The sequence below is a fragment of the Bradyrhizobium sp. BRP22 genome (assembly GCF_020194175.1).
GTDB lineage: Bacteria > Pseudomonadota > Alphaproteobacteria > Rhizobiales > Xanthobacteraceae > Bradyrhizobium.
In genome coordinates, this window is sequence record NZ_JADYVX010000010.1 from 169,345 (window position 1) to 195,125 (window position 25,781).

Genomic DNA, 25,781 nt, shown 5'->3' on the forward strand with positions numbered 1-25,781 from the left:
CTTGTGCTAACGTCTTTCAAGGCCGCTCCGTCGCTGGTCAATGACCGGCGACGGCTACGCCCTTTTTCCGCCCATGCGGTGAAACCGAGGGAAGGCGTTATGACCAGCTTCCTGATCATTGACGATCACCCCCTGTTCCGCGAAGCCCTCGGCAATGCGGTGCGATTGGCGCTTCCGGAGGCTCGGATCTTTGAAGCGATGTCGATCGACGACGCGCTTCACATTCTCGCATCCGAACAGGGAATCGACCTGGCCTTGCTTGACCTGTCCCTGCCGGACGCCATGGGATTTTCCGGCTTTCTGCGGCTCCGCGAGACCCACCCTCGCCTGCCCGTCGCCATCGTGTCGAGTGAAGAGGACCAGCACGTGGTGCGCGAGGCTATCTCGCTCGGCGCCGCCGGCTATCTGCCGAAATCGACATCGAAGCGGGAGCTGGCATTATCGATCGAAGGCGTCCTCAGCGGTTCGGTTTCCGTGCCAAAGGATTTCGTGGCGGCGACTCGTCGAAAAAACCCAGATGGCACCCAGGCTTTACAGGCGAAGCTTCGCGAACTCACATCCCAGCAGCTTCGCGTGCTCGACCTCCTGCGCAAGGGTTACCCAAACCGGCAAATCGCCCAGGAACTGCAACTAGCCGAGTCGACGGTCAAAGCGCACATCACGGAGATCCTGCGGAAGCTGGGCCTGTTCAGCCGCAACAAGGCGGTCATTGAGATCGGCAAGATCGACTTGCCCGATCCAAAGAGCCGACCGCCTGCCCGGACCGATCGCGGCAGGCCACAATGAACGACGCGCAGCCATCCCGTCGGGCCGCCGCGCGACGTATGCCGGATCGCCATCCAATTGCGTCGCGCCTGGCCGTTCGGTTACATTATCCTCGCACTGCGTTGATCTGGATCAACTCGAGCCGCCCTGCAGCGGACATGCTCCAATCTGCCTAGAGCATGATCCGGAAAAGTGGAGACCGGTTTTCCGAAAAGATCATGCTCAAACAGAGAGCTAGAGCGGGATGACGATTCGAAGAAAAGTCATCACGTTCTAGGCTATGGCAACGAGCGACCAGGGAGCGGCTTAGCTTGACGCGATTTCTGATCGTCGAAGACCATCCGCTATTTTGCGAAGCGCTTGAGCTGGCTCTGCGCATGGCGGTTCCGGACGCCGATATTCTTCAGGCGACTTCGATCGATGAAGCGATCGACTTGCTGTCGTCGTCCGTCGATGGCATTGACCTGATCCTTCTCGATCTGTCGACGCCGGGTACGACAGGATTGTCCGGCATCATCCGCATTCGCAAAGCGTTTCCCCGCAATCCGGTCGTCGTCGTTTCAGCGCACCAGGATCCACAAATCGTGGCCAGCGCGCTCTCACTCGGCATATCCGGTTACATACCGAAATCGTCATCGAAGCAGGAACTCGCTCACTCGATAGCAGAAGCGCTGCGCGGCTCGATTTGCCTGCCGAAGAACTATCGCGCCGTGACTCGCCGGCGCCGAGGGCCTGCTCAGGAACTGCTGAAGCGTCTGCATGATCTGACGCCACAGCAGCTGCGTGTCCTCGAAATGCTGCGACGCGGTCTGCAGAACAAGCAGATCGCATACGAGCTCAATATCTCCGAGACCACGGTGAAGGTCCACGTTTCAGATATTCTACGCAAGCTCAATGTTCTCAGTCGCACCAGGGTTATCGTCGAAATGTCCAAGATTGATTTCGCGAACCTGGCCGCCAACAAGGCGGTCACCGATCGCAGTGAAAGCGATGCGCCGTAATCGGTCAACCGGGCTATGTGAGCAGGAATGAAAGCAGAGCCCGCATTTCCGCCGGCTTTACCGGCTTCTTTATCACCTCGAGCCCGTAGAAACTCGCTTCCTTTGCAGCCTTTTCGGAGTAGTCCGCGGTGATGATCATCGCGGGAACGTCCTTCTTCATCGACTGCCTGATCTCCCGAACGGCCATCAGCCCGCTCTCGCCATGATCCAGGTGAAGATCCGCGACGATCGTATCCGGCGCTCCCCCTAACTCGCTGAGGCGCTGCAGGGCGTCTGTCGTCGACCGTGTTGTCGCGACGTCGCACCCCCACCCTTCCAACAAAGCGGCCATCGCCTCCGCACCTGATGGATCGTTCTCGATCAACAGGATCTTGGCTCCCTCCAATCCGCCATATCGACGATCGACGAGCTGAACCTCGTGCGATTCATCAACGACACTAGCGGAATCAGCCAGAGGCAATTCCAGGAAGAAGGTCGAACCCCGGCTCACTTCCGACGAGATTCGGACTTCATGGCCGAGGGCCGTTGCGAAGCGACGGACGATCGAGAGACCGAGCCCGAAGCCGGCCTGATCGTTGGCGCCCACGTCGCCGCGCTGGAACTCTCTGAATATTGCCTCCTGCTGCGCCTTGGGAATTCCCGGTCCCGTATCGGACACCTGGATGCAGACACGGTCGCCGCGTCGCCTGCATCCCATCACGACACCGCCGGCCCTGGTATATCGCAGCGCATTCGCCAACAAGTTCTGCAGGATGCGCCTGAGCATCATCGAATCCGAGGCAACAGCGAGCGACGAAGGACAAATCCGCAGCGAAAGACCTTGCTTCTCGGCAATCGGCTCGAACTCGCTGCGAAGCTGCTCAAACGGAAGGGCGACAGCAATCGGCCGCACCTCCGGTCGCAGCGCGCCGGCGTCCAACTTCGCCATTTCCAGCAGCGAACGCAGCAAATCCTCGAGGGTTATCAGCGATCGATCGACCTGCTCCACAAGCAACATTCCGTCCTTGGCCTCCATCAGCTCCGCAAGCGCCGATAGCGTCAGCCGGGCAGCGTTCAGCGGCTGCAATAGGTCGTGAGTGACGGAGATCAACACCGACGATTTCAAGGAACTTGCCGCTTCGGCCTTTTGTTTGGCGCGATACAGGCTTTCGTTGGTTTTCTCGATGGAGTGCAGCGCATCCCGTAGCTGTTGGGTCCGTTCACGAACCTGATGGTCCAATGCGATAGCCGTCTCGAATAACGAGAACGCGTTGAACTGCTGATCCATTGAACGCTCGACGCGAGACATCAACGCCGCGTTGATCTTCCTGAGCTTCGCGGTCTCACGTTGAGACTCTTCGAGCACGCTGTGATTTTCCTTCGTTTCCATCAGACTGGCCGCCTGCCTATGGCCACCCCGGTAAACGTCTGGTTGACATGCATCGAACCATACTGTTCGCCGTAGGTATGGAAGCCGATAACGCCATTCAGGCGGTAAAGCTCCGACATATCTCGCGCCAGTTGATGCTGTTCGGCATCCAGGCGGCGCAAGATGCATTCGAACCCGATATAGAGAGAAACGTCGCCTATCTCATTGCGTGCCTTGGAGAAGGCGTCCAGCGTCGCATCGACCAGGCTTTGCGACGTCGCTGCAGTCAGGACCATGCCTTCGTCGATCGCGCAAAAGAAACGCAATGATCCATCGGGATCCACGCGCTGAATCGATCGTGCATAGTATGCGCCACCAACCCGTACCAGCACCGGATGGGACGCAAATGAAAACGGATCCAGCTTGTTGTCCACGATTCCGACGGCGCGCGAATATTCTTCTGACGCGGGTTCGGCGTTCAATTCCTTGACCACCCGCTGCTCGATGTCGGCATCCGTTACGACCATCTTCTTCGAAGAAGGCACGAAATTGTCACACTTGAATACGTGAAACGGCAGCGATGTGTTGAGCAGTATCAAGAGCGCAGCGTCGGTGTGAGCCTCGCCATCGAAAAACACCCAGGTCTTTTCGAAGCGCAAACCATCCCCTGCCGATCCCCCGACGATCGGAATACTGTCGAGCGACGCGTAGATGGCGGACATGACGGCTTCTTCGCGCCGGCACATGCCGTCGATCAACACCAGCCCGAACGAACGGCTGCCGTCGACCTCAGTCTCGCCCCGAAGCAATTCCTGTCGAAGCTCGCTCCCGATCCTCCGACCATCCTCGACGCGAAAATTTCTAAGGTTGAGAATTGGGCGAGCAACGACACGGAAATCGCGCTTACTGAACGCCAAGGCGACGACGCTGTTTTCATCCCACCCATCGGGCGCTAACTCGCCAGCGGTCGTGCAGCCGTATACCGGCGCATCCGCGAAGTGATTCACAATCTCCGCCACAAAGAGATGTGGATCATAGTACGGCGAGACAAAGACCAGGACCATGGCAAGATCGTCAGAGGGCAACTGGCCGGCGATTTCAGCCGCGGCCTCATTCGGGGTCCGCGCTTTCGCCTTGACGGCCGCCACACCATATGTACCGCCAAACCGAATATCGGTTTGCTCCACTGGTCTCCCTCCCGATCGTCACCCGGTCTAACGCCAAGTCGTTTGAAGATTAGATGCATTTTCTGTTCGGCGCAAACCGTCATCCAGCTCAGCGCTGTATGCTGCACTCGATCCAGTCGGACCAATATGAAACATGCTTGTCGGCCGGGAGGGAGGTCTGTTGTCCCGACAGATTGTTTTCGCCCGGAGTGGCTGTTACTTGAGACTGAGTACGCCGACCGCACCAGTTTCGCACCAGAAACGACGTCACCGAAACCCGACAAAGGCGACCGAGCGAAGACGAAAATACAGCAAAGTCAGCGGACGCGACCGATATCCTCCCGCTCATAACGGTTCTGGCTGCAGGTTCGATTCAGGCTAAACGAGCAGCAGATCGATAGCTGGTCATAGTCCCTTGCGGAGGGTGCCCGATTCTCGCCCCAGTATCTGCGACATGTCAAAGAGTTTGAAGTAATCCTTCTGAGCAGCGGATACTGGTGCGCGAAGCCCTTCCCAGCTCCATCCTCTTTCTTCGCCGCGGCATCCAATTGCACGAGCCGCTCGTAGCGGCCGTTCCTCTTGACATACGGATACGCCGCGGTCGCCGGAAGGAGCGGCGAACGAGTCATCGTCGAGGCCAAGGCGGAGGTGATACGGCGCATCTTCCAGGAATACGTGGATGGTCGGACGCCTCGCGAAATCGCGCACGATCTCAATAAGGAGAGGGTATCACCTCCGCGGGGGCGGGCATGGAATGCCTCAACTATCAATGGCAATCTCGAGAGGGGTGCTGGCATTCTGCAGAACGAGCTTTATGTAAGGCGCCTCGTCTGGAACAAAGTCAGAATGGTGAAAGATCCCGACTCGGGAAAGCGCCTGTCACGACCAAATCCTAAGAGTGACTGGCAGGTGGCTGAAGTGCCGCATCTTGCAATTGTTAATCGAGAGCTATTCACAGCTGCTCAGCAACGCAAAGAGGAGCGCAGTCACACCCATCCCAGCCATCAACGCCGGCCTCGTCGGATGCTATCTGGCCTGCTCCGTTGCGGCTCGGCATGGCAACCAATGGGCGCGACAAATCAGGACGTGTTCGCATTCGCTGCTCGGCGGCGACGGAGAGCGGCACGTGTCCGGACGCCAAGGCCTTTTATTTAGACACTGTCGAGAGCGCGGTCCTCAACCGGCCAAAGGCCGAATTGCGCGCGCCGAAGGTTATCTCAGAATACGTACGCACGTATCTCGAGGAGCGGAAGCGCCTCGCAGCCACATCACATGCAAAACGGCAGCGCCTTGAGCAGCAGCTTGGGCAATTAAACCGGGAAATCGAACGATTGGTGGATGCGATCGCGAAAGGACATGGCGATCCATCCGTTCTCGGACCGCGATCGACTACCTTAGATGCCGAACGAAAGCGGATATCTGAGAGTTGCAGAGTGACCGCCCGCCCCGAAGGAAGTCGCGCTGCATCCGGCCATCCTCAAACGAGGAGCAACTCGGTCGGCTTGAAGAAGCACTGGCTAAAGGTGTCAGTGCGGGCGACGGAGAGGCCCCAGAAGCCATCAGAGACCTGGTCGAGACGGTCACTGTGTTCCCCGATCCAGGACGCCCAGGTGGTGTAGCCGTGGAGATAGCAGGCCGGCTAAAACGCCCTGCTCGGGGAAAAGGCCTATCCAAACCACGTCAAAGGAGTGTGGGGAAAGGTGGTAGCGGGGGAGGGACTCGAACCCCCGACCCCAGGATTATGATTCCCGTGCTCTAACCAGCTGAGCTACCCCGCCACGGTAGCGCCGTTGCGGCATGGGAATGCCGCGGCGCGAATGCGCGGCATATAAGGAGTGGGCAGACGGCCTGTCAAGCAAAGCAGGCCGGCGGCCGATTCTTCTGCCAAGTGGCTGCAAAACGGCCGCTATTTTGGCCGGACGGAGGGATCGCCGCCGGGGCTGCCGGGTGGCGGGATCACCGGGGTATTGCCGCCATTGGGCGGCGGCGCGTGCATTTCCGGATCGACGCCCGCGGGCGGGCACAACACGCCGTCGGAACGTGAAAGCCTTTCGCCGAGCGGCTCGGATCGCTGGCCGGTGGTCGTGTCCGGAGCCGCGTTGGGGTTCGCCGGGCGTTGCATCGGGGTGCAATTCTCGCCGCGCTGCGGCTGGGGCGGCGCGGTTTGCGGCGGGGGCGTCGTCGGCGCAGGCGGGGCCTGCGCGACCGCCGCCCCGGACATCGCCATCAGCATACCGAAAAAGAGAAGTGACTGGTTCATCCGCATGCAAAGAAAACGGCGGGCGGGCGCGGTGGTTCCGAACCAACCAAAAACACGTTCACGATTTACGGAAGCGGATCAGTGAAAAGTGCCCCATCGGCGGCATCGGGCGCCGCTCAGCGAGGGTGACGCCGCCATGCTTCTTGGCCCAATCGGCGAGTCGCGCCCATGGAAATTCCGGTCGCCAGCCGAGCCTTCGCGCAAGCGGCGCAAAGGCCAGTTCGAACAGGCGCCGCGGCCCGCTTTCAGCGCCGATATGATTGACCAGGATCAGTTCACCGCCGGGTTTCAGAACGCGGATGAAATCATCCAGCGTCGCCTCGGGATCCGGCACCGCCGTGATGACATATTGCGCAACGACCGCATCGAAGAATGCATCCGGGAACGCCAGGTTCTTGGCATCCATCACCGCCAGCATCTCGACATTGGTCAAGCCCAGCGCACGCACGCGCTGCTGCGCCCGCCGCAACATCGGCTCGGAAATATCGACGCCGCAAAGTCTGGTGCTGCGTGAATAGTCCGCCAACGACAGTCCGGTGCCGACGCCGACATCGAGCACGCGGCCGCCGATCCGGTCGGCCTCCGCGATCGTCGATTGCCGGCCCTGATCGAACACCTTGCCGAACACGAAATCGTAGATCGGCGCCCAGCGCCCATAGGCCTTTTCGACCCCCTCGCGGTCGATATCCCCAGCCATCCCCTGCCCCGAATTTATGTCAGCGCACAGCCTCGGCAAGCGGCGGTGCCGCCGCCGCGACCTTCTTCGCGGCCGCGCTCTTGATGAATCCGCCGCCGAGCACGCGCGCCTGGCCTGACGGCGCGTCGTAGAACACGCAAGCCTGGCCGGGCGATACGCCCTCTTCGCCGGCGACCAGTTCGACCTCGTAGCCGCGATCGGTCCTGCGCAGGAACGCCGGCTGCGGCGCACGCGTCGAGCGCACGCGCACGAACATCTCCATGCCATCGCCGATGACGCCATCGAGCGCGCCATCGCCGATCCAATTGACGTCGCGCAAGAGAATGCGGTCCATACGCAGCGCTTCGCGCGGGCCGACCACGACGCGGCGGCTCGCCGCATCCAGCCTCACGACATAGAGCGGCGCCCCGGTCGCGATCCCCAGCCCCTTGCGCTGGCCTACGGTGAAATGAACGATGCCCTGATGCTGGCCGATCACCTTGCCGTCGAGATCGACGATGTCGCCGGGCGCGACCGCGTTCGGCTTCAGACGGCTGACGATGTCGGTGTAGCGGCCGGTCGGCACGAAGCAGATGTCCTGGCTGTCCTGCTTGTCGGCGATCTCAAGGTCGAAGCGGCGCGCGAGTTCGCGAACCTGCGGCTTGGTCATGTCGCCGAGCGGAAAGCGCAAATAGTCGAGTTGCTCGCGCGTGGTCGCGAACAGGAAATAGCTCTGGTCGCGATCGGCATCGGCGGCGCACACCATCGCCCGCGATCCGTCGGCGAGGCGGCGCGAGGCGACATAATGTCCGGTCGCGAGCACGGCGGCACCGAGCTCGCGCGCGGTCGCGAGCAGATCGCGGAACTTGATCGCGCGATTGCACTCGATGCACGGCACCGGCGTCTCGCCGAGCGCATAACTGTCGGCGAAATTGTCGATCACCGATTCGCGGAAACGGCTCTCATAGTCGAGCACATAGTGCGGAATGCCGATCCGCTGGGCGACATTGCGGGCGTCGTGGATATCCCGGCCGGCGCAGCAGGCGCCCTTGCGATGGGTCGCAGCGCCATGGTCGTAAAGCTGCAGCGTGATCCCGACCACGTCATAGCCTTCCGACTTCAAGAGCGCAGCCGTCACCGATGAGTCCACGCCGCCGGACATGGCGACCACGACCCTGGTGTCCTCGGGACGGCCTTCGAGATCGAGACTGTTGCGCATGAAAGAGGTCATCGATTCTATCGCGAGCAGCCTTTGCCCCCGCGACCAGCGTTAAAAGCGGACTTTGCCCAGAAGGCTTTGAAGCATCGCCGAAAAAGGCTGGTTTGCCTCGTCGGGGCGCAAGAAAAGCCACCCTTTTAATATAGGCCGTATCGCCGCGAAGCAATCAGCCGTGCTTGGCACAGATACAGACGGCAAATCTTGCCGCCGGGCAAAAAGCGAACCGCTGCGGCGTCGTTCCAAATCCGGCGATCTGCTCATAAGTCATTGTAATATAATGATATTTTAAGAACGACTTAAGTGGCCTGCTCTTTGCTGGTGGGGAACTGAAATTCCATCCCGAGGGTCGGTCGTGGTCAACGTCGCGCAAGAAACACTGGCAGGCATCTCGTTTCAGGCTAATTCGCCGAGGTCGTCGACGCGGTCCGATTCCGGTCCCGCCCCCGGAAATGACAGCTTTGCCGCGCTGGTCGACAGCAACACGGCTGTCCGTGACGAACGTCCCGACGACAGTTCCCGGCCGCCGCCAGCATCGGCGCGGCGGAACGATGATCCTGCTCCGGCCGACGCCAGATCGCCGGATGACCGCCCAGGCTCCGACCGCCCCGAGCGAAACGATACGCCCAGCGACGCCGGCTCAAGCGGCCGGGCCGACAAGTCCGATCAGGCCGGTTCGAAATCCGACACGCCGAAATCCGATTCGGCAAAGTCGTCGAAGCCGAAGGACGATGCTCCGGCCAAGGATGATGTCAAGGAGGGTGACGAGCCCAAGCAGGACGATGGCACCGCTGTCGTCACGGTGATCACCGCGGCGGTTTCCGCAGTCGTCACCGGACCAGCCAATGCGGCACCAGCAACAGCGCCTGTATCCGACACGGCCACTACTCCGCTCACGACGGCGGCCGCGGCCATCGCGGCCGTGGCCTCGGTCGCCGGCACGGCTCCGGCAGCGGCCAATGCTGCCAAGGCCGATGTTCAGGCCAATGCCCAAGCGGACGCCCAGGCCATCGCCGCCGTTTCCGATGGAGAGCAAGCAATTGCCGGGACCGCCACGACCATCGCCGTCGCTCTGCCTGCGGCGGCCGCGGCGGCGACGCCGCAGGCGAAGGCGGCAGCCCAGTCAAAGCCGACGCTGACCACGAAGGACGCCATCCCCACGTCAGGCGCGCAAGACAGCACAACGGATTCCACGCCCACCGACGCTCCGACCGGCATTGTCCCTGATATCACCCCGCCAACCGCAGCCGCCGGCAAGCAGAAAGCCGAGCACGCATTTGTCGACGCGGTGAAGGCGGATGCCTCAGGCGATTCCACGCAGACACCAGCCGCGAACATCGCAAGCCATGCGCAAGCGGCCACGGCCCACGCGGCACAAACGCTCGCCGCCGCATCCGACAACGGTGCGCAGGCAATCGCCATGATGCAGCCGCAGATGCCATCGACGCCAACGACGCCGTCGGCCAATCCGCAGCTGACCGTGACCGCGGCAACGACCCAGAGCAATGCGGTGCCGGTCAGCGGCTTGGCGATGGAGATCGCGGCCACGGCCAAGAGCGGCAAGAGCCGTTTCGAAATCCGCCTCGACCCGCCCGAGCTCGGACGGATCGATGTGCGGATCCATGTCGACAACAATGGTCAGGTGACATCGCATCTGACCGTCGAGCGGCCGGAAACGCTGCAGATGTTGCGCCAGGACGCCAACCAGTTGCAGCGCGCGCTGGACAATGCGGGTCTGTCGACCGGCAATGGCGGATTGCAGTTCAGCCTGCGCGACCAATCGTCGGGGCAGAACGGCGGCAACCAGTCCAATCCCAATGCACATCGCCTGATCGTCAGCGAAGAAGACAGCGTGCCGGCGCCGGTCGTTGGCCGCAGCTATGGCCGCATGCTCGGCGCCAGCGGCAGTGTCGATATCAGAATCTAGAGCATGATCCGGAAAAGTGGGAACCGGTTTTCCGAGAAGATCATGCTCAAACAAGGAGATGAGATCATGATCCGATCCAACGTGATCGGATCATGACCTAAAGGAGACTGTCATGGCAACCGACGTATCCATGCCGCCGCCGGTCGTATCGGCACCGGGGACCGGAACGGCCACGGGCAACAACAACGCGTCAACCCAGACGTCGGGCATCGCCGACAACTTCCAGACCTTCCTGACACTGCTGACGACGCAGTTGCAGAACCAGAACCCGCTCGATCCGCTCGATACCAACCAGTTCACCGCGCAACTGGTGCAGTTCGCCGGCGTCGAGCAGCAGCTCAAGATGAACGATCAGTTGAGCTCGATCGTCGCCCTGGAGAAGAGCGCGCAGTCGACGCAGGCGCTGATCTATGTCGGCAACACCGTTGCGGTCGACGGCAGCAAGGCGCTTTTCAACGGCGCGGCGACCTGGAACATCAATGCGCCGAAGGACACCAACGCCACCATCACGATCACCGACTCGACCGGTCAGACCGCCTATTCCGGCAATTTCTCGCTGAAAACGGGAGGCTCCAGTTTCGTCTGGGACGGCAAGGGCAATGACGGCAGGCAATGGCCGCCGGGCACCTACACGCTGACGGCAACAGGCAAGGACTCCTCTGGCAACAACGTCGCAATCTCGACCGAAGTCCAGGGCATCGTCGATTCCGTCGACCTGACCGCCACTCCGCCGCTGCTCTCGATCGGTGGCCAGACCTATACGACGGACCAGATCAAGCGGGTGATCCGGCCGAGCACGGACACCGGCGACAAGGATTCTGGCTCTGGCGATGGCGCCGGCTCCGGCTCTGATTCCGGCTCGACCTAGAGCTTCGGTTCTGATGGAATCAGAATCGAAGCTCTATTTTCTTGCCTTGACGCGTTTTCTTCACGCGAACCGGTACCCGCTTCGCTCGAAAACGCTCTAATCCGCAGCGATGGCGGCGACGAAAAGCGCGCAGGCCGCCGTGGAGGCGACGGTCCGGACATGATTCCAGGATGTCCATTCCTTGAGATACCGCGCCCATAGGGGAGCCGCGTCAACGCTCGCCGGATCGATCGCGGCCAGCGCGTTGTTCAGCGGCACGTTGAAGATCATCGTCACGACGAACATGCCCACGACGTAGACCACGCCGCCGGCGAGCGTCGCCAGCGTGCCGGGCTCGCCCACGCGGAAGACCGCGACCACGGCCAGAATCGCGCTCACCAGCGTCGTACCGAGGAAAAGCGGCATGAAGAGCGAGCGGACGATGTCGACATTGATCGCATTCATCGCCGCGATGCCTGATGCCTGGTCGATGCGGCCGAGCGCACTCATGACGAAGGCCGAGAACGCAAAATAGAGCCCGGCTATCAAGCCGCAGCCGATCGCGGAGAACCAGAGCAGGATCGGCATCACGGTCTCGCTCACAGGCGACCTCCCTCCCCAGTTGTGGTTCGACCTTGCCGGCCGCCTGTCGGCGCCGGCCTGCTCGCTTTCCCACACTGGCACAGGTGCCCGCGCGGAGCCACCTTACCGGCATTTCCAACCCGATTCGTATTGCACACTTGCGCTTAGGTAAATTTTAAGCCGACAAGCGTAGCTTGGCGGGGTGAGTTCAGTGGTCGAGAGTTTGTGAGTACGCCATGACAGAACCCCATCGCCCGAGGGTGAAATACGTCATCGGGCCTGACGGCAGTCCGCTAACCATTGCCGACTTGCCCGCGCCCGGTACAAAACGGTGGGTCATTCGCCGGAAGGCTGAAGTCGTTGCCGCGGTGCGCGGCGGTCTGCTCTCCCTGGAGGAAGCCTGCAGCCGCTACACGCTGACGGTCGACGAATTCCTTTCCTGGCAATTTTCCATCGATCAGCACGGTCTGGCCGGGCTGCGCACCACCCGGATCCAGCAATATCGTCAGTAAGCCCTCGAAACCAATTCGAATTTGACGAAAACCGGCTTCGTTTTGCGAAGCCGGTTTTTTTCATGTCCTACTTTCTGCCGCGGTTGTTAACCGCCGTTAACCAGATGGAAACCATACCCTAGGCAATAATTGCCCAGTCGGACCCTCCGAGGGCCGAATCCCCTGGGGGCGGTTGGTGCAAAGTCTGGTTGCTTTCCTGAAGGGCCTGGGCGCGGCCCGATTGGCGGCGATGGTGGCGGTCACCGCCGCGCTCATCGGCTTCTTCGCCTTCGTCATCATGCGCGTCACCACGCCGCAGCTGACGACTCTCTTCACCGATTTGAGCGTCGAGGACTCCTCCTCGATCGTCAAGGAGCTCGAGCGGCAGGCGATCCCGTTCGAGCTGCGCAACGACGGCGCCGTCATCATGGTGCCAAAGGACAAGGTCACGCGTCTGCGCATGAAGCTCGCCGAGGGCGGCATGCCCAAGGGCGGCGGCGTCGGCTATGAGATCTTCGACAAGTCGGACGCGCTCGGCACCACGAGCTTCGTCCAGAACATCAATCATCTGCGCGCGCTGGAGGGCGAGCTCGCCCGCACCATCCGCGCCATCGACCGTATCCAGGCCGCGCGCGTGCACCTGGTGCTGCCGGAGCGGCCGTTGTTCTCGCGCGAGACGCCGGAGCCGTCCGCGTCCATCGTGGTGCGGGTACGCGGCACGCTGGAGCCGCAGCAGATCCGCGCCATCCGCCACGTGGTCGCCTCCGCGGTCAACGGGCTGAAGCCGCAGCGGGTGTCGATCGTCGACGAAGCCGGCCAATTGCTCGCCGACGGCGCCACCAGCGATGCCGACAACGCTGTCGGCGACGAGCGCCGCGCAGCGTTCGAGAAGCGGATGCGCAAGCACGTCGAGGACATCGTGTCCTCCGTGGTCGGCCAGGGCCGCGCCCGTGTTCAGCTCTCCGCCGATTTCGACTACAACAAGATCACCCAGACATCCGACAAGTTCGATCCCGAAGGTCGCGTGCTGCGCTCGACCCAGACCCGGGAAGAATCCAGCCTCACCGCCGACAACAGCGGCCAGGTCACCGTCAACAACGAGCTGCCGGGGAATAATCAGAACCAGGACAATCCGGCGCGCGCCCGCGATCAGAGCAAGAAGAGCGAGGAGACCAACAATTATGAGATCTCCCGCACCACCAAGACCGAGGTGACCGAAGCCGGCCGCGTCAACCGCATCTCGGTCGCGGTCCTCGTCGACGGCAGCTACGCCAAGAACGAAAAGGGCGAGATGGTCTACCAGGATCGCTCGAAGGAGCAGCTCGACCGCATCGCGGCGCTGGTGCGCTCGGCGATCGGCTTCGACCAGAAACGCGGCGACCAGGTCGAGGTCGTCAATCTGCGCTTTGCCGAAGCGCCTTCGGTCACCCCGCTCAACGAGCCGACCGGCCTGCTCGGCATGCTGCAGTTCACCAAGGACGACGTGATGTATGTGATCGAGCTCGGCGTGATGATGCTGCTCGGCCTGGTGGTGCTGTTCATGGTGATCCGCCCGCTGGTCAAGCGCATCCTGGCCTCCGAGGTCGTCACCAACCGCGCCGAGCCTGCGCTGCCCGCACTGGCCGACGCCAGCGCGCAAGCCGGCAGCGAAGGCGGCGGCCAGGCACTCCTGCCGGGCAACAGCGGCGCCGCGCACATGATCGACGTCGCCCAGATCCAGGGCCAGGTCCATGCCCAGGCCGTGAACCGCGTCGGCGAACTCGCCGAACGCAATCCGAACGAAACCGTCTCCATTGTTCGCCAATGGCTGACCGAGCCTGCCGAGACCTGAGATGGCCAGCGTACCGCAAACCGCCAACGCCCAAGACATCACGAGCGTCATCTCGACGCTGTCGAGCCGGCAGGGCGACCGTCCCAAGAGCAAGCCGATCTCCGGCCCGAAGCGCGCGGCGATCCTGATGCTGGCGCTGGGCGAAAAATATGGCGGCAAGGTCTGGTCGCTGCTCGACGACGACGAGGTGCGCGAATTGTCGATGGCGATGTCGACGCTCGGCACCGTCGAAGCCGACGTGGTCGAAGACCTGCTGCTTGAATTCGTGTCGCGGATGTCGGCGTCCGGCGCGCTGATGGGCAATTTCGACGCCACCGAGCGGCTCTTGCAGCAATATCTGCCGGCCGACCGCGTCTCCGGCATCATGGATGAGATCCGCGGACCGGCGGGCCGCAACATGTGGGAGAAGCTGTCCAACGTCCAGGAAGAGGTGCTCGCCAACTACCTCAAGAACGAATATCCGCAGACCATCGCCGTGGTGCTGTCGAAGCTGAAGCCGGAGCATGCCGCGCGCGTGCTGGCGATCCTGCCCGAGGACATCGCGCTCGATGTCGTGGGTCGCATGCTGCGGATGGAGGCGGTGCAGAAGGAAGTGATCGAGCGCGTCGAGCAGACGCTGCGCACCGAATTCATGTCCAACCTGTCGCAGACCCGCCGCCGCGACGCCCATGAGGTGATGGCCGAAATCTTCAACAATTTCGACCGCCAGACCGAGACGCGCTTCATCACCTCGCTGGAAGAGGAAAACCGCGAATCCGCCGAACGCATCAAGGCGCTGATGTTCACCTTCGACGACCTGGTCAAGCTCGATTCCGCCTCCGCCCAAACCTTGATGCGCCATGTCGACAAGGAAAAGCTCGGTATTGCGCTCAAGAGCGCCAACGAGGACGTCCGCAACTTCTTCCTGGGCAACATGTCCTCACGCGCCGGCAAGATGCTGATGGATGACATGGGAGCGATGGGACCGGTGCGCCTGCGCGATGTCGACGAGGCCCAGGCGCTGCTCGTCAATCTCGCCAAGGACCTCGCCGCCAAGGGCGAGATCATGCTGACCAAGAACCGTGCCGACGACGAGCTGGTGTACTGATGGCCGCGCCCGCAAAATTCCTGTTCGATACCGACTTCTCGACGCCGACCAAGTCGCGCGAGCGCGCCGCGACCGCCGCCGAGATCGCCCAGAAGGTCGCGGAAGCGGAAGCGCGCGCCTATCGCAACGGCTACGATGCGGCCCAGCGCGAGGCAAAGGTGGAGAGCGACCGCCGCGCCGCGCTCGCACTGGAAGAGATCGGGCTCGCGATCAAGGCGATCGCGTCACGCTTTTCCGGTATCGAGGCGCGGATGGAGACCGAAGCCGTCGACGTTGCGGTCGCGGTCGCGCGCAAATTATGCAGCGAGCTGATCGCGCGCGAACCGCTTGGCGAGATCACGGCGCTGGTCTCCGACTGCTTCGCACATCTGGTCTCGACGCCCCATATCGTGGTCCGCATCAACGATGCCCTATATGACGGCACGCGCGAAAAGATCGAGCGGCTGGCGACGCAGAGCGGTTTTCAGGGCCGGCTTGTCATCCTGGCCGAGCCGACCATTGCGACCGGCGACTGCCGGATCGAATGGGCCGACGGCGGCATCGTGCTGGAACGCGCGGCGATCGAAGCCAAGATCGACGAACTTGTCGGACGCTACATGGCGTTCCGTGACCAACGGCCATGAGGATTGAGCCAAAGGATCGACGATGAGTGACACCGACACACATGTCCCGCTTCCCGACCTCAACGCGGCGGACGCGCCGAGAGCCGATGATGACATCGGTTACAACGAGGACGAACATGCTTCGCGCATCGCCTCCGACCTCGAGGCCGTCTTCGACGTGCCGGTGCAGGTCTCGGCCGTGCTCGGCCGCTCCAAGATGGATGTCGGCCAGCTCCTGAAGCTTGGCCCCGGCACCGTGCTCGAACTCGACCGCCGCGTCGGCGAAGCCATCGACATCTATGTCAACAACCGTCTGGTGGCGCGCGGCGAAGTGGTGCTGGTCGAAGACAAGCTTGGCGTGACCATGACCGAAATCATCAAGGCAGAGCGTAGCTAACTTCTTAACGGATGCGCGCGCGACGGACGCGCGGGAGACAGGAGACATTCATGCGGCTTCTCATCGTCGGCACCCTGAGGGGGCAGCTCACGACCGCCACCAAGATCGCGATGGACAATGGCGCCTCCGTGACTCACGCGGAAGGCAACGAACAGGCGATGGCGGTGCTGCGCGGCGGCAAGGGCGCCGATTTGCTGCTGGTCGATGTCGGCCTCGACATCCGCGATCTCGTGATGCGGCTGGAGGCCGAGCACATCCACGTGCCGATCGTCGCCTGCGGCATCTCCAGCGATGCCCGCGCCGCGGTCGCCGCAATCCGCGCCGGCGCCAAGGAGTACATCCCGCTGCCGCCCGATCCGGAACTGATCGCCGCGGTGCTCGCGGCGGTCGCCAATGATTCCCGCGATCTCGTCTACCGCGACGAGGCGATGGGCCGGGTGATCAAGCTGGCGCAGCAGATCGCGGGCTCGGACGCCTCCGTGATGATCACCGGCGAGTCCGGGACCGGCAAGGAAGTGCTGGCGCGCTACGTCCATTCCCGCTCGGCGCGCGCAAAACGGCCGTTCATCTCGATCAATTGTGCCGCTATCCCCGAGCATCTGCTGGAATCCGAACTGTTCGGTCACGAGAAGGGCGCGTTCACCGGCGCGATCGCCCGCCGCATCGGCAAGTTCGAGGAAGCCACCGGTGGCACGCTGCTGCTCGACGAAATCTCGGAAATGGACGTACGGTTGCAATCCAAATTGCTGCGCGCGATCCAGGAGCGCGTGATCGACCGCGTCGGCGGCACCAAGCCGGTGCCGGTCGACATCCGCATCATCGCGACCTCGAACCGCAATCTCGCAGATGCCGTACGCGCTGGCACCTTCCGCGAGGACCTCTTGTTCCGCCTCAATGTCGTCAACCTGAAGATCCCGCCGCTGCGCGACCGGCCGGCCGACATCCTGGAGCTGGCGCAGCATTTTGCGAAGAAATACGCCGAGGCCAACGGCGTGCCGCCGCGCCCGCTGTCGGCCGAGGCACGGCGGGTGCTGACCACAAACCGCTGGCCGGGCAACGTGCGCGAGCTCGAGAACACCATTCACCGTTCCGTGCTGATGGCGCAGGGCGACGAGATCGGCCCCGAGGCCATCGTCACCCCTGACGGCGACCGGCTCGACCTGGCGAGAACCGCGCCCGCGGTCGCACATGCCACGCTTGCCGCCGAGCAGGTGACGCGCGCACTGGTCGGCCGCACCGTCGCCGACGTCGAGCGCGATCTGATCCTGGAGACGCTCAAGCACTGCCTCGGCAACCGCACCCATGCCGCCAACATCCTCGGCATTTCGATTCGCACGCTGCGCAACAAGCTGAACGAATATGCCGACGGCGGGGTGCCGATCCCGCCGTCCGGATCGGGCACCGCCGATTATCAGCGCCTGGCGACGGCGGGGTAGTCCGGCCACCACCGTCATTGCGAGCTATGAATAACTCGGTGCGTCGGGCTTGCGGAAAATATGGATGGGATCGCCGGGCGTCAGGTCGCGCCCGGTGAAGGCGGCATAGGCATAGAGCGCGAGATAGGCGATCGCGAGCGTGCCGATGCCGTAGAAGACCCAGGTTGCAAGACGTTTCATCAAGCCCATGACGCGCTTCGTTTCCTCCGGCAATAGAAGACCGACGCCTTCTATTGCGCGAGGAGACAAAACGCCACGGCCGGCGTCTCCGTTCCCAAGAGCGACGACGGCTGTTCTCCTCGCCGGGTTCTTACGGGGAGAGCAACGTAGCCCGGGTGAAGCGTCAGCGTAACCCGGGGGCCGCTCGTCAATTGGTGCCGAATCCCGGGTTGCGCGTTCCGCGCCACCCGGGCTACGAGCTGAAGTCAGCGCGGATGCACACCGCGCGTGGGTACGCTGACGTCGGCCAGCCTGGCCGCGTCCTCGTCCTGATCGACGGCGACATAGCGGCCCTGCCAATAGGCGAGCGCCCCGGTGCGCGCGGAGACCTGCACATCGAGCACGCGCCCGATGACGATCGCATGCGAATGGCGCTCCACGACGTCCTCGACCTCGCAATCGATCGCCGCCAGTGCGCCGACCAGAAGCGGCACGCCGGTGGCGCGCGTGGTCCATTCGGCGCCGGCAAAGCGCTCGGCGCCCTTCAGGCCGCCTTTGCCGGTGAACCGCTCGGCGATCTCGAGCTGGTCCGAGTTCAGGATGTTGACGCCGAAAACGCCGTGGCGCTTGACCAGCGGCCACGACGATGCGGCGCGGTTCAGGCTCACGATCAATGAGGCCGGTTCGACCGACAACGAGGAGACCGAGGTCACTGTCATCCCCGAGATCTCCTTGCCGCGGCCCGCCGTGATCACGCTGACCCCGCCGGTCAGATGGCGCATGGCGCCGCGAAACTCGTCGGAGGTGACCACGGGATCGATCGCGAAGTTGCGGACGGCGGAGTTCATGCGGGCCTCACAGGTCGTCGGAAGTGTCTTCGGTGCCTTCCAACAGATTCTTCAGGATCGCGCCCTCGAGCGCCGCGAGTTCGGCCGAGCCGCGCTCGCGCGGGCGTGCGATGTCGACATTAAGATCGTGCGCGATGCGGCCGTTTTCAATGACCAGCACCCGGTCGGCCAGCGCCACCGCTTCCGAGACGTCATGCGTCACCAGGATCGCGGTAAAACCCTGATCGCGCCAGACCCGTTCGAGCAGCCGCTGCATCGAGATCCGCGTCAGCGCGTCGAGCGCGCCGAGTGGCTCGTCAAATGCCAGCACCCGGGGCTGGCTGACCAGCGCACGAGCCAGCGCGACGCGCTGCTTCTGGCCGCCCGACAGCACCGAAGGCCATTGCCCGCGCTTCTCGCCGAGGCCGACCTCGACCAGCGCCTTCTCGGCGCGTGCCTGTGCATCCGCAGACGACCGCTCGCGCCCGAGGCCGACTTCGACATTCGACAGCACGCGCGCCCATGGCAACAGCCGCGGCTCCTGGAACATGACGCGGATATCTTCGGCGCGCGCCTGCTCGCCGAAACTGATGCTGCCGGCGGTCGGCTTCTCCAATCCCGCGATCAGCCGCAGCAGCGTGCTCTTGCCGCAACCGCTGCGGCCGACGATCGCGACGGACTGGCCGGCGGGAATGTGCAGGTCGATGCCGCGCAGCACTTCATTGTCGCCGAAGGATTTGCGCAGGCCGCGGATGGTCAGCGACAGCCCGCGCGACGGCGCGTCGGGATTGCGGCGGAACTGGCGCGCCTCCTCGACAAAATCCTCGTGCGCGACAGCCTCAGCATCGAGCGAGCGAAAACGAAGAACTTCCTGCATGTGTCTTCCTCAGTGCTTCTGGAAGGCCGGGTGCCAGGACAGCGTCAGCCGCTCCAGCGCGCGCGAGGCGCTGTCGGCGAGCTTGCCAAGCAGGGCGTAGATCAGGATCGAGAGCACGACGACGTCGATCAGCATGAACTCACGCGCCTGCATCGCCATGTAGCCGAGCCCCGAGGAGGCCGCGATGGTTTCGGCCACGATCAAGGTCAGCCACATGATGCCGAGCGCAAAGCGCAGGCCGACGAAGATCGACGGCAGCGCGCCCGGGAAGATCACCCGGCGGAACAACTCACCGTCGGTCATGCCATAGATGCGCCCCATCTCGATCAACTGCGGATCGACGGTGCGGATGCCATGCAGCGTGTTGAGATAGATCGGGAAGAACACGCCGAGCGCCACCAGGAACAGTTTTGCGGATTCGTCGATCCCGAACCAGAGGATGACCAGCGGGATCAGCGCGAGGTGCGGAATGTTGCGCACCATCTGCAGCGTGGTGTCGGTCAGTTTCGCCGAGAGCTGCGACAGGCCGTTGGCGAGGCCAAAGGCGAAGCCAATGCCGCCGCCGATCAGAAAGCCGATGCTGGCGCGCCAGAAAGAGACCCAGATGTTGCGGATCAGTTCGCCTGACAACAAGAGCTTCCATCCGGCGAGCGCGACATCGGTCGGCGCCGGCAGTACTCGCGCCGGCACAAACCCGGTGACGCAGGCGAGCTGCCAGATCAGGATGATGGCGAGCGGCACGATCCAGGGGATCAGGCCGTCGGCACGCGGCAATCTTGGGGCGCGGACGCGCGGCAGGCTGTCGATGAGGCTCATGATTCCGATACCTGTTTTTGCGGCCGATATTCGTTGCCGATGGTCTCGCCGAACGGCCCGGTGTTGACGCGGATCGGCGTCACGTTGCCGCCATGCTCCAGCGAGAGCAGCGGGAATACCAGTTCAGCGAAGCGGTACGCTTCTTCAAGATGCGGGTAGCCCGACATGATGAAGGTATCGATGCCGAGATCCTGATACTCCTTGATCCGCGCCGCCACCGTCTGCGGATCGCCGACCAGCGCGGTGCCCGCGCCGCCACGCACCAGCCCAACGCCAGCCCAGAGGTTGGGGCTGATCTCGAGCTTGTCGCGGCGTCCGCCATGCAATTGCGCCATGCGCTGCTGGCCGACCGAGTCCATGCGCGAGAAGATCTTCTGCGCCGCCGCCACCGTGTCGTCGGTGACGTACTGGATCAATTCGTCGGCAGCCTTCCAGGCCTCCGCGTTGGTCTCGCGTACGATCACATGCAAGCGGATGCCGAAGGAGATCTTGCGGCCGCGCTTGTCGGCGACCGATTTCACCCGCGCGATCTTGTCGGCGACCTGCGCCGGCGGCTCGCCCCAGGTGAGGTACTTGTCGACGGTGTCGACCGCGACATCGATGCCGGCATCCGAGGAGCCGCCGAAATAGAGCGGCGGCCGCGGCGCCTGGATCGGCTGGAACAGCAGGCGGCCGTCCTCGATGCGGATGTGCTTGCCCTCGACATTGACGGTCTTGCCGGCCAGCAGGTCGTTATAGACGTTGAGAAACTCGCGCGTCACCTCGTAGCGCTCGTCGTGCGCCATGAAGATGCCGTCGCCCTTGTTCTCCACGGGATCGCCGCCGGTGACGACATTGATCAGCAGCCGTCCGTTCGACAGTCGATCCAGCGTCGCGGTCATCCGGGCGGCGACGGCGGGTGACTGCAGGCCGGGCCGCACCGCCACCAGATAGCGTAGCCGCTCGGTCTGCGGCGCGACCGCGGAGGCGACCACCCACGAATCTTCGCAGCTTCGCCCGGTCGGCAACAGCACGCCGTAATAGCCGAGCTGGTCGGCGGCCTGCGCGATCTGGCGCAGATAGTTGAAGTTCACCTCGCGTCCGCCGATGGAAGTGCCGAGATAACGGCCGTCGCCATGCGTCGGCAGGAACCAGAGGATGTTGGCGTTAGGTTGTTTAGTCACGATCCGGACCTCCGCGCGACGTCTGAAATCTTGATGGGTTTCGGCAACAGGCCGAGGGCAAAGAACGTGTCCGCCACCTTCTGCTGGTCGGCGATCACGGAATCGGTGAGCGGCTTGATGCCATAGGACTGGCGCTTCAGCGCCACCTCGACCACCGGCACCGACAGGCCGATGGTCGGCGCAAGCTGCTCGGCCACCGCATGGATGTCGCCCTTGGCCCAGTCGTCGACCTCGCTCAATTGCGCGAGCACGAGATCGACGATCTTCGCATCGCTCTCCAGGAACTTCTTCGAGGAGAAATAGAACTGGTAGTTCGAGACGATGCCGGTGCCGTCGGCAAGCGTGCGCGCGCCGGTGGCGGCTTCGGCTGCGGCCTGGAACGGATCCCAGATCACCCAGGCGTCGACGGAGCCGCGCTCGAACGCCGCGCGCGCATCGGCGGGTGCGAGAAACACCGGCTCGATCTCGGAATATTTGACGCCCGCCTTCTCCAGGGCCTTCACCAGGAGATAATGGACGTTGGAGCCCTTGTTCAGCGCGACCTTCTTGCCCTTGAGATCGGCGACCGACTTCAGCGGGCTGTCCTTCGGCACCAGGATCGCCTCGCCTTTCGGCGCCGGCGGCTCATAGGCGACATATTGGATCGGCGCCCCTGCGGCCTGCGCGAAGATCGGCGGCGCTTCGCCGGTGTTGCCGAAATCGATCGCGCCGACATTGAGCGCCTCGAGCAGCGGCGGCCCGGACGGAAACTCGGTCCACACCACCCTGTAGCCGACCGCCTTCAATTTCTCTTCCAGCGTGCCCTTGCTCTTGAGCAGGACCAGCTTGCCGTACTTCTGGAAGCCGATGCGGACGGTTTTCTCCTGTCCATAGGACGCGCCGACGGCGGCGGCGACAATGCTGACTGAAAGCACCGCGCTGGTGATCCAGCGTTGAATGATACGTCGCATAATGACCTCTGGGTGGAAATGAACTCAGCTCTGGGGATTGCGCCAGACGATGTCGCGGATCGCGATCTGCTTCGGGATCAGGCCAAGCCTGAAGAAACGATCGGCCACGCCCTGCTGGGTGGCGACGATGTCGTCGGTGACCGGCCCGATCTTGAACGCGGCCCGATTTGCGGCGACGGTCTGGATGTCGAGCGGAACGCCGGTGACGGCGCTGAGCGATTTCGCCACTTCGTCGCGGTGCGCCTCCGCCCATGCGGCAGTCGACGCGATGACGTCGTTGATCTGCTGCAGGATGGGACCGTGATTTTTCGAAAAGTCGCGGTTGGCGATGAAGAACGAGTTGCTCTTGGTGACTTCGTAGGCGTTGACCAGGATTCGGCCGTTCTGCTTGGCCTCGCCGATCGCGAAATACGGATCCCAGATCGCCCAGGCATCGATGCTGCCATTGGCGAACGCCGGTCCGGCATCAGGCGGCGTCAGATAGACCGGCGTGATGTCGCCATAGGTGAGGCCGGCTTTTTCCAGCGTCTGCACCACGATGTTGTGCGCGCTGGAACCCTTGGTGAATCCGATCCGCTTGCCTTTGAGATCGGCAATCGTGCCGATCGCCGAATTCCGCGGCACCAGAATCCCCTGGCCGTTGGTGATGGGCTGGCCCGCCGCATAGACGATTGCCGCGCCCGCGGCTTGCGCGAACACCGGCGGGGAATCGCCGACCGCACCGTAGTCGATGCTGCCGACATTCATCGCTTCCATCATCGGCGGGCCCGACGAGAACTCGACCCATTTCACGTCGATGCCAGCCGGCTTGAAATGATTTTCCAAACTTCCGCGCTGCCGCGCGATAACCAGCACGCCGGTCTTCTGGTAGCCGATACGAATTTCCTTCACCGCCGCTTCGGCCCGCGCCCGCAAGGGCAGCGCGGCGACGGCGGCAGAGCCGAGCGACAGTTTGAGGAACTCGCGGCGCTTCACTACAAATTCTCCTGATGATCGAGCGCGTTAACCGCGCGCCATCATGCTATGTCGGGGAATGATGGGGGGTGCGAATGAAGCTGTCGAGGACCCCGAAAAAATAGCGATGCCCGCACTGCCATGCGGGCACCGAACGCGTGGTTTCTTTCAAGGCGCCGATTGTGCGTAGCGAAATATTTTCTTCACGAAATCGGGATGCGAGCGGTAGCTCTCCGCTGTTATCGTCCGCGAAGACGGACGATCCAGCAATCACCGGCACCCGAGCGTGAGCCGAGACGCCGCGGAGTGCTGGTGCCCGCCGGAGCTTGTCATCGGGCGGCGCTTCGCGCCGACCCGTTGGCGGGCACGACGGTAGAGTGCAGCGCTGCCTGGAAAGTCGTCAGCCGCTGGCTGCTGCTTTCTCCGCGGGCGAACCAAGATTGATCGACAGTTTGCCGTAACGATCCTTGAACGCGTCGGTGTCGATTTCCTCGAGCTTGATGGCCCCGCTCATCACCCCCTGCTTCCAGGCATCATGCTCGGGATCGTGCTGGAACTCCGGCATCACGTCCTTGGCGAACAATTCGAGCGACTCGCAGATGTGCTCATGCGTGTTCTTGCCCGCTTGGTTGAGCAGGATCACCTGATCGATGTGCGAGGTGCGGAAGCGGCGCAGCTTCTTGCGGATGGTCTCAGGCGATCCGATCAGGCCGCCGCGCAGTGCAGCTTCCTGCGCTTCGGGATTGTCGCGCTTCCATTTGTCGTACTCGTCCCACATGTTGACGGTGCCCGGCGCCGGCCGCTGCCGGTTCTGTGAGGCGCCGTAATAGCGCAGCGCGAACTGGAAGAAGGTGGCGCCGTCGGCGCGGGCGCGCGCTTCCTCATCCGTCTTGGCGCACATGAAGAACGACACCAGCGCCATGTTCGGATTGATCTGGTAGTCGGCGAGCTTCCTCAGCCGCTTGGTGATCGCGTTGTAATAGGCGTGCACCCAGGCATGCGCAGCGTCCGCGCTGACGAACTGAAAGCCGAGCGCGCCGAAGCCGTGCTGACCGGCGCGCTCGATGGTCGGCAGTTGCGAGCACGCCATCCAGAGCGGCGGATGCGGCTTCTGCACCGGCTTCGGCACCACATTGCGCAGGGGAATGTCGAAATACTTGCCGTGATGCTCGGTGCCGACTTTGGTGAACATCGGAAAGATCGCCGCGACCGCCTCCTCGAACACCTCGCGCTTGGTCTCCATATCGCGGCCGAACGGCGTCAGTTCGGTGATCGAGGCGCTCTCGCCCATGCCGAATTCGCAACGGCCGTTGCTGAGGAGATCGAGCACGGCCACCCGCTCGGCGACGCGTGCGGGATGGTTGGTCGTGAGCTGCAGGATGCCGTGCCCGAGCCGGATGTTGCGGGTGCGCTGGCTCGCCGCAGCCAGGAACGATTCCGGTGCCGGAGAGTGCGAGTATTCCTCGAGGAAGTGATGTTCCACGACCCAGGCATAGTCATAGCCGAGCCGGTCGGCGGTCTCGAGCTGCGTCAATGCGTCCTGGTAGAGCTTGAGCTCGTCGCCCTCCTTCCATGGGCGTGGCAGTTGCAGCTCGTAGAAGATGCCGAATTTCATGGCGTCGCTCCCGATCCTTCTTGTTTGTTTGCCGCAGTGTATTGCCAGGGCGCGCGAAGTCCAGCCGTTGCCAATTCCGGGTGGCGGAAGATGGGCGCCGCAACCAAACGGTAAGCGGCGCTGACGCCGATACAATTTCGGCGCGCATTGATTTAGATCAGTGCAAAGATATCCCGCATCGTTACTTTTGCGGAAGGCAACGAAGCCTTCCCCCACACAATCTGAATTGAAGCGAGACGACGTATGTCGGCAACCGGCGACGATGCGAGCGCGCGGCCGCGCCGTAGGCGCATGGAAATCTTCGCGTTTCTTTTTCTGACGGCAGTTGTGATGCCCGCTTTGGCCGTGGCCACGGTGGGCAGTTACGGCCTCGCGGTGTGGATCTATCAGATGATCGCGGGCCCGCCGGGCCCTCCCCCGCCACATTGATCAGCCGAGCCTTAAGGAGCACCCGCCATGATCAGAGCTCAGACCGCCATCGATCGCCGAGCGCTCATCACGGGCCGTGTCCTGCCAGCCGACCCAGTCGTGCCGCCGCCCGGCGGCGAGATCGCGAGCATCCTCGTGCAGACCCGGCCTGACCGGCTCGATGCCACTGAAGCTGGGATCACTGCGCTGCGCGGCTGCGAGATTTACGGCCGCGATGAGAAGGGAAAGCTCGTGGTCGTCGTGGAGGGCCCCGACGCAAGCTCGCTCGGCGCCACCCTCAACACGATTTCCGCGCTGCCCAACGTCTATTCCGCCTCGCTCGTGTTCCACGCCGTCGATCCGGGTGCTGCCTGATGTCG

At 63.0% G+C, this 25,781-nt stretch carries 27 protein-coding genes and 1 tRNA gene; 13 read left to right on the top strand and 15 right to left on the bottom strand.

What is annotated here, in order from left to right; genetic code table 11:
- Positions 1-99 precede the first annotated feature (99 nt).
- Both I6F35_RS15970 and I6F35_RS15975 read left to right on the top strand, forming a co-directional pair.
- The gene (locus I6F35_RS15970; RefSeq protein ID WP_225118638.1) at positions 100-786 is read left to right on the top strand and encodes a response regulator transcription factor; all 687 of its coding nucleotides are present in this window, start codon (positions 100-102) and stop codon (positions 784-786) included.
- A 290-nt stretch (positions 787-1,076) separates the two neighbouring features.
- Positions 1,077-1,766, top strand: coding sequence for a response regulator transcription factor (locus tag I6F35_RS15975; protein WP_225118639.1), 690 nt, complete (start codon positions 1,077-1,079; stop codon positions 1,764-1,766).
- Between the two features lie 13 nt (positions 1,767-1,779).
- Here the strand turns inward: I6F35_RS15975 and I6F35_RS15980 are convergent, their stop codons facing one another.
- Both I6F35_RS15980 and I6F35_RS15985 read right to left on the bottom strand, forming a co-directional pair.
- Positions 1,780-3,135, bottom strand: a complete 1,356-nt coding sequence (locus tag I6F35_RS15980) for a hybrid sensor histidine kinase/response regulator (protein WP_225118640.1) — start codon at positions 3,133-3,135, stop codon at positions 1,780-1,782.
- Complete coding sequence (locus I6F35_RS15985; protein WP_225118641.1) at positions 3,135-4,301, bottom strand: FIST N-terminal domain-containing protein; 1,167 nt, start codon at positions 4,299-4,301, stop codon at positions 3,135-3,137. Before I6F35_RS15985 ends, I6F35_RS15980 begins: the two co-directional genes overlap by 1 nt.
- Positions 4,302-4,955: 654 nt before the next feature.
- On the opposite strand from I6F35_RS15985, the gene I6F35_RS15990 reads away from it, so the two are divergent.
- Positions 4,956-5,435, top strand: a complete 480-nt coding sequence (locus I6F35_RS15990; protein ID WP_346283169.1) for a recombinase family protein — start codon at positions 4,956-4,958, stop codon at positions 5,433-5,435.
- 546 nt (positions 5,436-5,981) lie between these two features.
- Here I6F35_RS15990 and I6F35_RS15995 read toward each other — a convergent pair.
- The 4 genes from I6F35_RS15995 to mnmA form a co-directional block, all read right to left on the bottom strand.
- Positions 5,982-6,058 (bottom strand) — tRNA-Met (locus I6F35_RS15995).
- A gap of 128 nt (positions 6,059-6,186) precedes the next feature.
- Positions 6,187-6,546 carry a hypothetical protein gene (locus I6F35_RS16000; protein ID WP_225118642.1) on the bottom strand — a complete coding sequence of 120 codons (360 nt, stop codon included), beginning with the start codon at positions 6,544-6,546 and terminating at the stop codon, positions 6,187-6,189.
- Positions 6,547-6,598: 52 nt separating this feature from the next.
- Positions 6,599-7,237: a class I SAM-dependent methyltransferase gene (locus I6F35_RS16005; protein WP_225118643.1), complete on the bottom strand. Its 639-nt coding sequence runs from the start codon at positions 7,235-7,237 to the stop codon at positions 6,599-6,601.
- A gap of 19 nt (positions 7,238-7,256) precedes the next feature.
- On the bottom strand, positions 7,257-8,435 hold the full coding sequence (gene mnmA / locus I6F35_RS16010; protein ID WP_225118691.1) for a tRNA 2-thiouridine(34) synthase MnmA: 1,179 nt from the start codon (positions 8,433-8,435) through the stop codon (positions 7,257-7,259).
- Between the two features lie 352 nt (positions 8,436-8,787).
- On the opposite strand from mnmA, the gene I6F35_RS40495 reads away from it, so the two are divergent.
- Both I6F35_RS40495 and I6F35_RS16020 read left to right on the top strand, forming a co-directional pair.
- Positions 8,788-10,359 carry a flagellar hook-length control protein FliK gene (locus I6F35_RS40495; RefSeq protein ID WP_225118644.1) on the top strand — a complete coding sequence of 524 codons (1,572 nt, stop codon included), beginning with the start codon at positions 8,788-8,790 and terminating at the stop codon, positions 10,357-10,359.
- A gap of 112 nt (positions 10,360-10,471) precedes the next feature.
- Positions 10,472-11,227 (top strand): flagellar hook capping FlgD N-terminal domain-containing protein, encoded by a 756-nt coding sequence (locus tag I6F35_RS16020; RefSeq protein ID WP_225118645.1) that lies wholly within the window; start codon positions 10,472-10,474, stop codon positions 11,225-11,227.
- A gap of 96 nt (positions 11,228-11,323) precedes the next feature.
- On the opposite strand, the gene I6F35_RS16025 is transcribed toward I6F35_RS16020, so the two are convergent.
- On the bottom strand, positions 11,324-11,809 hold the full coding sequence (locus I6F35_RS16025; protein WP_225118646.1) for an anthrone oxygenase family protein: 486 nt from the start codon (positions 11,807-11,809) through the stop codon (positions 11,324-11,326).
- 215 nt (positions 11,810-12,024) lie between these two features.
- Between I6F35_RS16025 and I6F35_RS16030 the strand changes: the two genes are divergently transcribed.
- The 6 genes from I6F35_RS16030 (at position 12,025) to I6F35_RS16055 (ending at position 17,632) form a co-directional block, all read left to right on the top strand.
- The gene (locus tag I6F35_RS16030) at positions 12,025-12,300 is read left to right on the top strand and encodes a DUF1153 domain-containing protein (protein WP_002714638.1); all 276 of its coding nucleotides are present in this window, start codon (positions 12,025-12,027) and stop codon (positions 12,298-12,300) included.
- A 175-nt stretch (positions 12,301-12,475) separates the two neighbouring features.
- Complete coding sequence (fliF, locus tag I6F35_RS16035) at positions 12,476-14,110, top strand: flagellar basal-body MS-ring/collar protein FliF (protein WP_225118647.1); 1,635 nt, start codon at positions 12,476-12,478, stop codon at positions 14,108-14,110.
- A 1-nt stretch (position 14,111) separates the two neighbouring features.
- On the top strand, positions 14,112-15,197 hold the full coding sequence (fliG, locus tag I6F35_RS16040) for a flagellar motor switch protein FliG (protein WP_225118648.1): 1,086 nt from the start codon (positions 14,112-14,114) through the stop codon (positions 15,195-15,197).
- On the top strand, positions 15,197-15,820 hold the full coding sequence (locus I6F35_RS16045; RefSeq protein ID WP_225118649.1) for a FliH/SctL family protein: 624 nt from the start codon (positions 15,197-15,199) through the stop codon (positions 15,818-15,820). Before fliG ends, I6F35_RS16045 begins: the two co-directional genes overlap by 1 nt.
- Positions 15,821-15,842: 22 nt before the next feature.
- Positions 15,843-16,196, top strand: coding sequence for a flagellar motor switch protein FliN (gene fliN / locus I6F35_RS16050; protein WP_225118650.1), 354 nt, complete (start codon positions 15,843-15,845; stop codon positions 16,194-16,196).
- 50 nt (positions 16,197-16,246) lie between these two features.
- The gene (locus I6F35_RS16055) at positions 16,247-17,632 is read left to right on the top strand and encodes a sigma-54 dependent transcriptional regulator (RefSeq protein ID WP_225118651.1); all 1,386 of its coding nucleotides are present in this window, start codon (positions 16,247-16,249) and stop codon (positions 17,630-17,632) included.
- 24 nt (positions 17,633-17,656) lie between these two features.
- Here I6F35_RS16055 and I6F35_RS16060 read toward each other — a convergent pair whose 3' ends face one another.
- The 8 genes from I6F35_RS16060 to I6F35_RS16095 all read right to left on the bottom strand — a co-directional run bounded on the left by I6F35_RS16060 (position 17,657) and on the right by I6F35_RS16095 (position 24,993).
- Positions 17,657-17,821, bottom strand: coding sequence for a hypothetical protein (locus I6F35_RS16060; protein ID WP_225118694.1), 165 nt, complete (start codon positions 17,819-17,821; stop codon positions 17,657-17,659).
- Positions 17,822-18,057: 236 nt separating this feature from the next.
- Complete coding sequence (locus tag I6F35_RS16065; RefSeq protein WP_225118652.1) at positions 18,058-18,639, bottom strand: flavin reductase family protein; 582 nt, start codon at positions 18,637-18,639, stop codon at positions 18,058-18,060.
- A 7-nt stretch (positions 18,640-18,646) separates the two neighbouring features.
- The gene (locus tag I6F35_RS16070) at positions 18,647-19,495 is read right to left on the bottom strand and encodes an ATP-binding cassette domain-containing protein (RefSeq protein ID WP_225118653.1); all 849 of its coding nucleotides are present in this window, start codon (positions 19,493-19,495) and stop codon (positions 18,647-18,649) included.
- 9 nt (positions 19,496-19,504) lie between these two features.
- Positions 19,505-20,311, bottom strand: a complete 807-nt coding sequence (locus tag I6F35_RS16075; RefSeq protein WP_225118654.1) for an ABC transporter permease subunit — start codon at positions 20,309-20,311, stop codon at positions 19,505-19,507.
- A complete protein-coding gene (gene ssuD, locus I6F35_RS16080) occupies positions 20,308-21,474 on the bottom strand; it encodes an FMNH2-dependent alkanesulfonate monooxygenase (RefSeq protein ID WP_225118655.1) in 1,167 nt (388 codons plus the stop codon). The genes I6F35_RS16075 and ssuD overlap by 4 nt, the downstream gene beginning before the upstream one ends.
- Positions 21,471-22,424, bottom strand: a complete 954-nt coding sequence (locus I6F35_RS16085; protein ID WP_225118656.1) for a sulfonate ABC transporter substrate-binding protein — start codon at positions 22,422-22,424, stop codon at positions 21,471-21,473. Before I6F35_RS16085 ends, ssuD begins: the two co-directional genes overlap by 4 nt.
- A gap of 24 nt (positions 22,425-22,448) precedes the next feature.
- Positions 22,449-23,399 carry a sulfonate ABC transporter substrate-binding protein gene (locus I6F35_RS16090; RefSeq protein ID WP_225118657.1) on the bottom strand — a complete coding sequence of 317 codons (951 nt, stop codon included), beginning with the start codon at positions 23,397-23,399 and terminating at the stop codon, positions 22,449-22,451.
- A 379-nt stretch (positions 23,400-23,778) separates the two neighbouring features.
- Entirely contained in the window at positions 23,779-24,993 is a 1,215-nt protein-coding gene (locus I6F35_RS16095) for an LLM class flavin-dependent oxidoreductase (RefSeq protein ID WP_225118658.1), read from the bottom strand.
- Positions 24,994-25,236: 243 nt separating this feature from the next.
- Between I6F35_RS16095 and napE the strand changes: the two genes are divergently transcribed.
- Positions 25,237-25,422: a periplasmic nitrate reductase, NapE protein gene (gene napE, locus I6F35_RS16100; RefSeq protein ID WP_225118659.1), complete on the top strand. Its 186-nt coding sequence runs from the start codon at positions 25,237-25,239 to the stop codon at positions 25,420-25,422.
- A gap of 27 nt (positions 25,423-25,449) precedes the next feature.
- Complete coding sequence (locus I6F35_RS16105; RefSeq protein WP_225118660.1) at positions 25,450-25,776, top strand: chaperone NapD; 327 nt, start codon at positions 25,450-25,452, stop codon at positions 25,774-25,776.
- Positions 25,777-25,781: the final 5 nt, after the last annotated feature.